Annotated in this window: 6 protein-coding genes and 4 pseudogenes; 3 read left to right on the forward strand and 7 right to left on the reverse strand. The window is 65.3% G+C overall.

Annotated features, from left to right (window positions below; genetic code table 11):
* Nucleotides 1-15 precede the first annotated feature (15 nt).
* Nucleotides 16-744 carry a DUF2625 family protein gene (locus tag G6N61_RS00655; protein WP_163916250.1) on the reverse strand — a complete coding sequence of 243 codons (729 nt, stop codon included), beginning with the start codon at nt 742-744 and terminating at the stop codon, nt 16-18.
* Nucleotides 745-1,067: 323 nt separating this feature from the next.
* Here G6N61_RS00655 and G6N61_RS00660 point away from each other — a divergent pair, with 323 nt between their 5' ends.
* A complete protein-coding gene (locus G6N61_RS00660) occupies nt 1,068-1,484 on the forward strand; it encodes a cold-shock protein (protein ID WP_163916254.1) in 417 nt (138 codons plus the stop codon).
* A gap of 294 nt (nt 1,485-1,778) precedes the next feature.
* Here the strand turns inward: G6N61_RS00660 and G6N61_RS31285 are convergent.
* A pseudogene (locus G6N61_RS31285) lies at nt 1,779-2,162 on the reverse strand (redoxin domain-containing protein); the annotation flags it as partial.
* A gap of 376 nt (nt 2,163-2,538) precedes the next feature.
* Between G6N61_RS31285 and G6N61_RS00670 the strand changes: the two are divergent.
* Nucleotides 2,539-3,390, forward strand: coding sequence for an SDR family NAD(P)-dependent oxidoreductase (locus G6N61_RS00670; RefSeq protein ID WP_163916258.1), 852 nt, complete (start codon nt 2,539-2,541; stop codon nt 3,388-3,390).
* Between the two features lie 60 nt (nt 3,391-3,450).
* On the opposite strand, the gene G6N61_RS00675 is transcribed toward G6N61_RS00670, so the two are convergent.
* The 5 genes and pseudogenes from G6N61_RS00675 to G6N61_RS00690 form a co-directional block, all read right to left on the reverse strand.
* The gene (locus G6N61_RS00675; RefSeq protein ID WP_163916602.1) at nt 3,451-4,458 is read right to left on the reverse strand and encodes an IS481 family transposase; all 1,008 of its coding nucleotides are present in this window, start codon (nt 4,456-4,458) and stop codon (nt 3,451-3,453) included.
* 837 nt (nt 4,459-5,295) lie between these two features.
* The gene (locus G6N61_RS00680; RefSeq protein ID WP_235887125.1) at nt 5,296-6,090 is read right to left on the reverse strand and encodes a GMC family oxidoreductase; all 795 of its coding nucleotides are present in this window, start codon (nt 6,088-6,090) and stop codon (nt 5,296-5,298) included.
* Complete coding sequence (locus tag G6N61_RS00685; protein ID WP_163916262.1) at nt 5,984-6,874, reverse strand: GMC family oxidoreductase; 891 nt, start codon at nt 6,872-6,874, stop codon at nt 5,984-5,986. Before G6N61_RS00685 ends, G6N61_RS00680 begins: the two co-directional genes overlap by 107 nt.
* A 215-nt stretch (nt 6,875-7,089) precedes the next feature.
* A pseudogene (locus G6N61_RS31410) lies at nt 7,090-7,447 on the reverse strand (transposase); the annotation flags it as partial.
* 1,253 nt (nt 7,448-8,700) lie between these two features.
* Nucleotides 8,701-9,155: pseudogene (locus tag G6N61_RS00690) on the reverse strand (IS30 family transposase); the annotation flags it as partial.
* Between G6N61_RS00690 and G6N61_RS00695 the strand changes: the two are divergent.
* Nucleotides 9,108-9,976 (forward strand): annotated as a pseudogene (locus G6N61_RS00695) (integrase core domain-containing protein); the annotation flags it as partial. The pseudogenes G6N61_RS00690 and G6N61_RS00695 sit on opposite strands and share 48 nt — an antisense overlap.
* Nucleotides 9,977-10,157 lie beyond the last annotated feature (181 nt).

A 10,157-nucleotide genomic window follows, 5' to 3' on the forward strand; every position in this document is an offset into this window, starting at 1 on the left:
GGTCTGGCGACGTCGTCACCCTCTGTTGAAGCCGAGGGCGCCGGGATCGTCGAGGACGAGTTGCAGGCAGGACGCAGCGTGCATGTCGAGGATCTGTTCGAGCGGTACCGCACCACGGGTGGTGGCTGCCATGTCCTGCTGGGCCTCATCCGACCAGGGAGACGGGTACACCGAGATTCCCTCTCGTAGGCCGAGCGCGGCACACTCAGCGCGCCAGGTCGGCCACAGCAGATCGCGATAGTGGCTCGTGGCGTCCTCCACGACCCAGCTCAGCCATTCCGTGTGGCCCATGTCCAGGTCCTCCCAGGTGAGGGTGGCGGCAGAGAAGTGTACGACGCTGCCCGGCACCCCCGGCCTGCCGTGCTGCTGGGGATGGGCCCCGTTGAGCGCGAAGACGCCACCGAGCACGTCGTGGGCGATGATCAGGCCAGCCGCCGGCTGCCAGCCGGGGACGGGGTCGGCCGGAAATCCGTTGACCTCGCCGATACTCGGCATTCCCGTGGATCCACCACCGGACCCGCCGTACATCCGCAGCCAGCCTCCGTGCACGAGCACACCGGCGGTGTTCAACACGACGGCCCCCAGCGGCGACCGGGCGGTCACCTGCAGCTGATGCAGGGCCGCCTCGCAGCTCTGCGGCTCGGGCGGCAGGATGGCGTAGTCGGCGAAGCTGGAGTCCAGATCCGCCACCAGCCAGGGCCACGCCGGATCCAGCACTCCGACGAGCTCGACAACGTCCCTCACCCGAATCCCCTTTCACGCAGTCGTCTTCAGCATCTCGCATCCGTGTCCGCTGACCGGACTCCAGCTGGTCGAACTGGCCGAACACCGGTGATCAGAACGGATCTCGACGTCCCCGCGGGAGATGCACATGCGATCATCCGCACAACGAGTAGCGTACGGACGACCGGATTCATCCCTCGAAAGCTCGACATGACGGTCGTCGATGTGGACGGGCACCGTAGGCGGCACCACGTGAGGTGACGCCTCCGCGGGTCGGGCGGCCATGTCCTCTGGATCCGGAGATTGTTACAGTGCTGGTGTTTGCTTCGGGTGAAGGTGTGGTTATGCGATTGACTGGCAGAATCGTTCGATTCGACACGGTTCGGGGTTACGGTTTCATCACCCCCGACAGCGGCGGCGACGACGTGTTCCTGCATGCGAACGATCTCGAGATGGAGAAGTCCTCGGCACGGCCCGGCGCACGGGTGTCCTTCGATGTCGAGGATGGCGAGCGCGGACAGTTCGCGACGTCGGTACGCCCCCGCGGCGGTGCGTCGGTGAATCAAACCGGAGGGCAGATGGAGTCCGACGGCGGTGAGTCGTCACCGGGTGACTACGTCGAAGTGTTATCGGCGACGGAGTTCGAGCATGTCGTCACCGAGCTGCTCTTGACCGTGACGCCGCCCCTGAATGCGCCTCAGATCGTCGCCGTCCGAGCGGCACTGATGGAACTGGCCGGTCACCAGAACTGGCTGGAATGACCGCCCGGCCTTCGGTGCGCTCGACGCCGAACTGGGAACCTCACCCCGCGCGGTACGTCGCCACCTCGCACAGCACCTGGACGGCCTCTGGACGCTCGGACACCCTGCGGCCCATGCGTTGTCACGCGGTGACGAATCGGCAGGGCCGTCGCCCACGGTTCCGGCCATGAGTTCGTCGAGCGCACCCAGTATCTCGTCGACGTGCGTGACCGCGGAACTCGACACAGCCGAGACGTGACGGATGACGTTGCCCGGATCGACGATGAAGGTGGTTCGCTCCGCGACGCCGTAGTCGTTGAGCAGGCCCGCGTCGGCCGTTAAGGCGTGGTTGAAGTCGCTGGCGATGGGAAACGGCAACTTCTTGAGATGGTGGTGATGGAAACGCCAGTGGAAGTGCCTGTACTTGGTGTCGACGGACACACCGAGCACGAACACCTGCCGGCGGTTGAACTCGTCGTGCCGCGTCCCGAAGGCGGTGATCTCCGCGCGGCTGAGCGGATCGGCGTCTCTGGTCCAGAAGAAGATGACACGCCATCGTCGTTGATGATCGCTGCTTCGCGCAGTGGCGAAGTGGCTGTACGGATCCTGCACATCGGCATTGCTTAGGTCACCGCTGTTCACCACGGTGACGGTGTAGGTGGGGAATCGATCACCAACCCCTAAGTGAGATGTCGTCATCGGTGTGCCCCTCGTTCAACTCGCAGCGTCCGGGCGTGGCCGGTTGCCTGCGCCGCATACAGCCATTCTGACGAGGCTCGCTGCCCGACAGCCCCTCGCGCAGTTCATGGCGCACTGTCACCGGTGCCATCGCCCGACATCGACCAGGGGCGGCATCCGTCGTCGGGGGACCCCCAGTCACCCGGTCTCAAGACGAGGAGGCGGCGGGAAGACCTGCGAAACAACGCGATTCGCGGCGTCGATGGCTGCGATGCGTCCGACCTCGCTCAGCACCGTGCGACTGTCTCTACCCTCGAGCTTCGGTGCAGTCGACAGCGCGCCACGTCGACCGTCGACCACCGAACGCACATCTGTCCAATCCGATCAGAAGGGCGACATGTCGAAAGTCTGGTTCATCACGGGGGCCTCTCGGGGTTTCGGCTGGGAGTGGACGCTGGCCGCTCTCCGGCGGGGCGACCGGGTGGCCGCCACCGCCAGGGACCTTACGACGTTGCGCGAGTTGAGCGTCGACTACCACGACAGCCTCCTTCCACTGGTTCTCGACGTCACCGACGAGTCGGCCGCCTCGGCCGCCGTCCGTGCGGCGCACGAGCACTTCGGCCAGCTCGACGTCGTGGTGAACAACGCCGGATACGGGCTCTACGGTTTCGTCGAGGAACCGTCGTCCACCCAGGTGCGCGAACAGATGGAGGTCAACTTCTTCGGCGCACTGTGGGTCACGCGAGCCGCCCTGCCCTATCTGCGGGCTCAGCGCAGCGGCCACTTCATCCAGGTGTCCTCGGGTGCGGGACTGGTCACTGCCGCCCGTTTCGGTCTCTACAGCGCCTCGAAGCACGCGTTGGAAGCCGTTTCGGAAGCCCTGGCGCAAGAGGTCGGCCCGCAAGGCATCTCCGTCACGCTGGTGGAACCCGGCCCGTACGCCACCGGCTTCAACCAGTCGGTCACCCTCGCGGCGGAGATGCCCGAGTACGTGGCCACCCATCGAGAAGCGGAACGAGCACTGGGTGACTTCATGGGCGCACAGGGTGATCCGGCGACCACGACAGCCGTGATCCTCGAGGTGGTCGACGCCGCCGAACCGCCGCTGCGGGTTCTACTCGGGCCGACCATGTTCGACTTCGTGCGATCGGAATACGAACAACGACTGGATACGTGGACGCGGTGGGAGTCGCGGCACGACGAGACGAGGAGCCCACATGGCGATCAACCGACTGGACTATCTGGATGACGCCGAGCTCGGGACGGATGCACGAGCACTACTGACCCTGCTGCCATCCGCCCCCGACGACTAGTTGTGATGTCCAGGGAGGTTGGTCAGCCGGGTGACCGGTGGGCGGCCTCCGAGGGCGGAGTGGGCTCGGTGGTGATTGTAGAAGTGCAGCCAGCCTGGTAGCGCGGTGTTGCGTTGTTCGGTGGATTCGTAGAGTCGGGCGTAGGCCCAGCCGTCGGCCAGGGTTCGGTGGAATCGTTCGATCTTGCCGTTGGTTTGCGGTCTGTAGGGACGGGTTCGCTTTGGGGTGATGTGCAGTTCGGTGCAGGCGTCGCGCCAGGCGTAAGAGCGATAGGCCGATCCGTTATCGGATAGGACCCGCTCCACGGTGACGCCGCGAGCGGCAAACCACATCACGGCGCGTTGCAGTACGGCGATCGCGGTGGCGGCTTTCTCGTCGAACTGGACTTCGGCATAGGCGATCCGTGAATAGTCGTCAATCACAGTGTGCACGAACGCTATTCCGATCCTGGGGCGATAGTGCGTTGATTGGCCGCCACGCTCGCCGGTGCGGTGGCCGGTAGCGATGGCGTTGCGTTTGCTTTGTTGTCTGCCCACGAACCTGTGGCCGCCGCCGTCGGGGATGTTGGCGAACTTGGTGACGTCGACGTGGACGAGCGATCCGGGATGAGGGTGTTCATAGCGGCGCAGCGGTTCCCCGGTGACGCGGTCGATGTAGGACAGTCGGTTGACCCGGCACCGAGTCAACACCGCGTGCACAGTCGAGGCCGGCACTCCGAGCCGTCCGCCGATCTGCACCGGTCCCAACCGCTGTCGCCATCGCATGTCCACGATCCGCCGCATGACTAGAGGCGCAGTCTTGGTCGGACTGACGTGCGGGCGCGAGCTGCGATCGACCATCCCGGCCGGGCCCTCGGCCCGGTACCGGTCGGCCCACTTCTTGGCGGTTCGCGGAGCGACCATGAACAACTTGGCCGCGGCGGCGTAGGTCCAGCCGGTCTCAACGACGAGCCGAGCAAGCCTCAATCGAGCGCGCGGGGTCAATGCAGCATTAGCGTGGGACACGAAGGCCTCCTGGTTGGTGAAGCGGTTTCTAGACAGCTCCACTTCACAACCGGAGGCCTTCCCTGTCACACAGGCTCACCGATACAAATCAGGACAACGTCCCTGGACATCACAACTAGTCGACCTCGCCACCGTGGTCGGTGACCGCGGCTGGATTCTGCCGATGGGTGGGTACCTGGTCCGCTCCGGCAGCCGAAACATCCTGATCGACAGCGGAATCGGTCCCGGCGTAGCCGATGTGCTCGACGATTTGAACGACGACTCGATCCGACACCACCACAGCGCTCGACTGCTCGGCTCGCTCGCCCGGCGGCCAGCCGGTATTCGAGAGAGCCGCGACATGTGTTTCACCGCAACGACTTCACCGGACTCGATCACGTCAACGAGGAAAGTCCCGCTTGGGCGGGGGTTCGCAAGCACATCTTCGCGGTGTCCGACTTACTCGATCTCACGTCGCTCGACCGCACCACGATCGTCGACGGTGTCGACTTGAGACTGTTCGCCGGGCATTCGGCCGGAAACTGCATCGTGGAGGTCCACACCAACCAGGGCCCGGTCCTCCTTCTCGGGGATACCGCACACCACCCCGCCCTGCTCGTGGAAGTGGGCTGGACCGACCACGCCGACGAGGACCCGACCAAGGCGGTACGCGCACGGATTCGTTTGGCGCGGGATCTGGAGGTCACCGGCGCGATCGGATGGGGTGCGCGTCTCCCGGCAACCGGGGCGGTCGCATCGTGCGAGACGGCGGCGAGCCGCGTTGGGTCCAGACGGGTCCTGAACACGTCTCGGCGGCAACGCCATAGCGGGCCACGGCCCGGCGAGGTCCAGCGTGGATCACCGGACCGGCTGCCGGAAAGGCCGATGATCGGGTTCATTCGATCGGCCGATGATCCACTCCGATGCGCGCTCGGCGCTCGCGACCACCGTGGCATTCGTGTTCGCACTGATGATCTCCGGCATGACAGAGGCGTCGGCGATACGCAAGCCGTCGATGCCGTGGACGCGGAGGTCGCTGCCCACCACCGCCAGGGACCCGCTGCCCATGCGGCAGGTACCCACCGGATGATACGAAGTCCCGGAGGATCGCCGGAGGTAGTCGCGCAATCCGTTGGCGTCCACGTGCCGACCCGGCCACACCTCGCACTCGCGCCACGGACTCAGTGCGTCGGCCTCGCCGACGGACCGAGCAACGTCGAGGTAAGCGAGCATGGCCTTCAGATCGTCGTCCTCCGCGTAGTAGCGGGGGTCGATCACTGCAGGCGCGTCGGGGTCCGCGCTCGCCAACGTGATCGAACCGCGACTGGCGGGCGGCGCCTGGTGCGCGAACGCGATCGTGTAGCCGGTAACGGGCAGCGGGACGGCGAAATCCACACCAATCGTTGCGGGCGGGGCGGGCATGTCGAACATCATCAGGTAGACGTCCGGGGCGGCGCTATCGAACCTCCCGGTGCGCAGCATCGCACCGTTTCGGCACAACCCGTTGCTGGCAGAACGCATCGGCTGCCGTGCTGAGTAGACCAACCTACTTTGAATGTGATCCTGCAGATTCCGACCAACACCCGGTAGGTCGAGCACCACGTCGACGCCGACCTCGCGCAGGTGAGCCGCCGGCCCGATTCCCGACAGCATCAACAAGTGAGGTGACCCCGACGGATCCCGCGGCGACCACCGCCTCGCCATCGACACCGACGCTGTGTAATGAACCACCCTTGGTGAATTCAACTGCTACGCAACGACCTGCGTCGACTCGCAACCTGCGGACCGTTGCTCCCCCGATGACGTCGAGGTTGTCGCGACCCCTCACCGGGCCGAGGTATGCGTCAGCCGTAGTCTGGCGGCGGCCGTCGACGATGTTCATGTCGAAGGCGAATACGCCCTCTTGCTGGAGGCCATTCACGTCGCCGGTGGCCGGATATCCCGCCTGAAGAATCGCCTGGCGAAAGGCTTCGGCTCCCAACCCATCCGGACTCACCTGCGTCACGGCGAGCGGGCCGGCAGTACCGCGAAGCGCGGGGTCCCTTCCGGCAGCGGTCTCGCTGCGTTTGAAGTACGGCAACATGTCGTCGTAGTTCCAGCCGACCGCTCCGTGCTCGGCCCAGCGATCGTAGCTCGCGGGATGCCCGCGGATGTGGGCCATCGCGTTGGTCGCACTGGAACCACCGAGCACCTTGCCGCTCGACCAGACGTGCACCGCTCCCGCAGTGCCCGGTTGCGGTGCCGTCGTTCGGGCCCAATCCAGTCCGCTACCAAGTACTTCAGCCGGGAAGGCGTCGACGTCCGATACGGTGGCGGGTGCCGTCTCGGGACCGGCTTCCAGCAGCAGCACGGTGGCGTCGCCTTCGGAGAGTCGGCTCGCCACCACCGAGCCGCCCGTTCCACCACCGATGACCACGTAGTCGTAGTGGGATTGCATGACGCTCCTTCGGCCGGGCGAGGCTTCCCGCAGGGAACGCAGAGATCGGCTCGGGCCGATGAGAAGCTCTGTCGTCTTCCCGTCCAACGTACGACGACCATTGCCGATGCAGGCACACACCGGTCATGTGGGCCATTCGTTCCCCTTATGGCCTCCCGCTGTTGACCCCGCGGCACCCCGCCGCGGTCTTGGCGGACGCGCAGTAGTGCACGGAGGCCGGTGGTCATCCCGCGGGTGTACAGCGACGGGATCACTTCGCCGACGTCGGTCTGACGGCGTTGACACCTTCCCGACGATGTGTGGCTCCAGGGTACCCGCACGGTCGGGTGGCACGTCGATGTCGATGCGGCCCCAGGAATTCGGTCAGGACGGTCTTGGACCGGGTTTCGTTGCGGTAGCGGGCACTTCCATGCCCGGCCGGGTCGTGATCGTCGCACGCCCCCGCGTCGCGGCCTGGCGCAGCGGCTTCCGAGCCCGCGCGTCCTCGCGCACACACGGGACGTCGACTGCCCCCGCAGCGGCCTCATCGTCGGGGATCTGTGACGATTCCCCAGCCACGACGGTCTCGGTCATCTCGCGACCTTTGCATCCACGACACACGCCAGAAGTCGTTGGGCCAGTGCATCATTACGGCGGCAGATTTCTAGGCGAGCCCCAATGCCCATTGGCGACACCGTGTTGTCCCGATGTCAATATTGATACGAGCTTCGGAGCAGCGACCGGTCCCTGCAGCTTGTGGTGCCGTGACATAGGCGGGCCGAATGGCAAGGAGTGCATTTTGGGCGGCCCGAACGACATATACGCCGGCTTCGGCATTAAGAGATCGCGCGAAGGCGGACACGCTTGCCGCCGGCACCTCGCATCCATGTGCACGGGACGGGCTGATCCGCCTGCTGCTGAACCGCCAACTGCCTCGAGGGTACCGTGCGGAGGGTTGCGTTGCGCACCCAAACACGTTGCAGAACTCGATGATCGATGATGCTCACTTCGACGGAACGCGATGTTCCGACACTGCTTCGTGGGTCGTATGGGTGCGTGGGTGAACAGGATCGGTTGTGAGACCGCCGCAGCCTAGGACCGATGTTGCATTCTCTGAGGGGGTTCACTAAAGTCCTCCTCCATTCACGGGACTTCGCAATTCTCGCCAGGCCAAGGGACTTTTGGGCCAACTTGCTTGGTGAGCTGCGCCAGCTGCACCCCGCGCGGCTGCCGTGAATACTCGAATCTACGTCGTCGGTCATCGTGGCTGCATGGCGTGTGAGCCGGAAGGGAGATGTTCGCGTGAGGATTATCCCGGACATGCGTCTGGTGTCAGCGATAGGAATCGCTTTGGCACCCGTCGTTGCACTGAGCGCGACAGGAACGGCGAACGCGGCCATCGGCGCCGGGCGTGTTCAATTGTGCGCTCAGGGCAATTATGCGGCCAGGCTGCAGTTCTACGATAACTCAGACGGTGACTACGGTGCGGGCTCGGCGACAGTGCAGGCGGGAACGTGCTACACGTTCGATGCTCCCCATTCGGGAGGCCAGCCGACACCGGTTTACGTCATCGGAATCAACAGGATCTCGTTGAAGGAGTTCACTGTTCCCGGGGGTCCCTTTAAGTCTTATCGGGACAGCGGAGCGAAGCTTGCCGCGTTGGGGACGCCCGCCAACGCAACGCCCGTCAACACGTCGGCCGTGCAATACCCTAATCGGTGAGGCGGGACAAGATCAGACGCCTTGGTTCGGATTGTGGACAAGGGGTTGTGGCTGTGCGGCTGGTCAAGTGAATCGCAATGGATTTCCCGGAGGCTCGGGCTTGTCGGCCGCGGGGTGGGTTCTAGTCAACGTCGCAACACCGACGGACATTCCGAGGTTAGCAGAGTGGCGAATAGGTCCGCGGGACAACGGTCTTGGAGAACATTGCGGGGGGGTTGTTCAGTTCGTTCTCCACGGCCAGCAGGTGCTGCGATGAATGGCCCCGCAGGGTTACGCCCTTGGGGAAGTAGTCGCGTAGGAGGCCGTTGATGTTCTCATTGCTACCGCGTTGCCACGGTGAGCGGGAGTCGCAGAAGTAGACGGGCGCGCCGAGCTTGTCGGCGGTGGCGAGGTGACGTGCCATCTCGGTGCCCTGATCCCAGGTGATCGAGCGCATCAGCTCGGGCGGCAGGTCCTGCATGCGCGCTACAAGCGCGGCGTGAACCGAATCGGAATCGGCGCGGGGCAGGTGCAGCAGCCGCAGCATCCGGCTCTGGACGACCACTCCCGGTTCGTCGTGATGGCCACCGTCGTCGCCGATCCCGGAGCGCGCGCGGTGTGCGCGGCCTTCACCGCGGCGATGGCGGCCTACGGTGTGCCGTCAGAAGTGTTGACCGACAACGGGAAACAGTTCACCGGACGATTCACCAAGCCCTATCCAGCCGAGGTTCTCTTCGAGCGGATCTGTCGGGAGAACGGCATCACCACGCGATTGACGAAACCCCGCTCCCCAACAGCGACCGGCAAGATCGAACGCTTCCACAAGACGTTGCGTTGTGAGCTCCTGGATTCGGCGGGCCCCTTCGCCAGCATCGAGGCGGCTCAGGAGGCGATCGACGCCTGGGTGCACGGCTACAACCACAGCCGTCCACATCAATCGCTGGGGATGGCGCCGGCGACGGTATTTCGCCCGGCGCCCGTCGACGTGGTCCCCCCGATACCCGTGGTGACCGACCCGCTGGTTCCCGACGTCCTCGACGCCGTGGTCCCGCCGCGTCCCAGGCAACGCCTGGCTCCGGCCGCGGAGCACGCGCTGGGCGACGTCGTTCACGGCGTCGAATGGGAGGCGGTGCTGACGCCGCGAGCGCGGCTCCTGCTGCCGGGTGATCAGCAGTTCAAGTTCACGCCGCGCTGGCCCGACGCGAGGTCACGGTGTGGGCCAGCGACCGCAGCATCCACATCGTGCTCGACGGCGCGGTGATCCGCACGCGACCGTCACGACTGTCCGAATACGACCTGCGCGATCTGCTGGGGCGTGGTGCACGCATCGCCGGACCCGAACCGGCGCGCGGCGCCGCCACTATCGACATGCTGACAACCAGCGCGGTGATCGAAATCGCGCGCACCGTCTCCCGCGACGGTGGGGTCAGGCCGAAGGGAAGGCGACAGGTGTACGACGAGCCAGACCGATCACCACCACGCGGAGCATCGCTGCAGGCGGTGCTTCCCCGCTCGAGTTGAACAAGTTGGTGTACGAGCGGGATCGCGCTCTTCCCCCACTCCAACCTGCCCATTAACCGCTCCAACACGTCCCCGGTCGCCG

Origin of the sequence: Mycolicibacterium arabiense, from assembly GCF_010731815.2 — a bacterium.
In the GTDB taxonomy this organism is placed as follows: Bacteria; Actinomycetota; Actinomycetes; order Mycobacteriales; family Mycobacteriaceae; genus Mycobacterium; species Mycobacterium arabiense.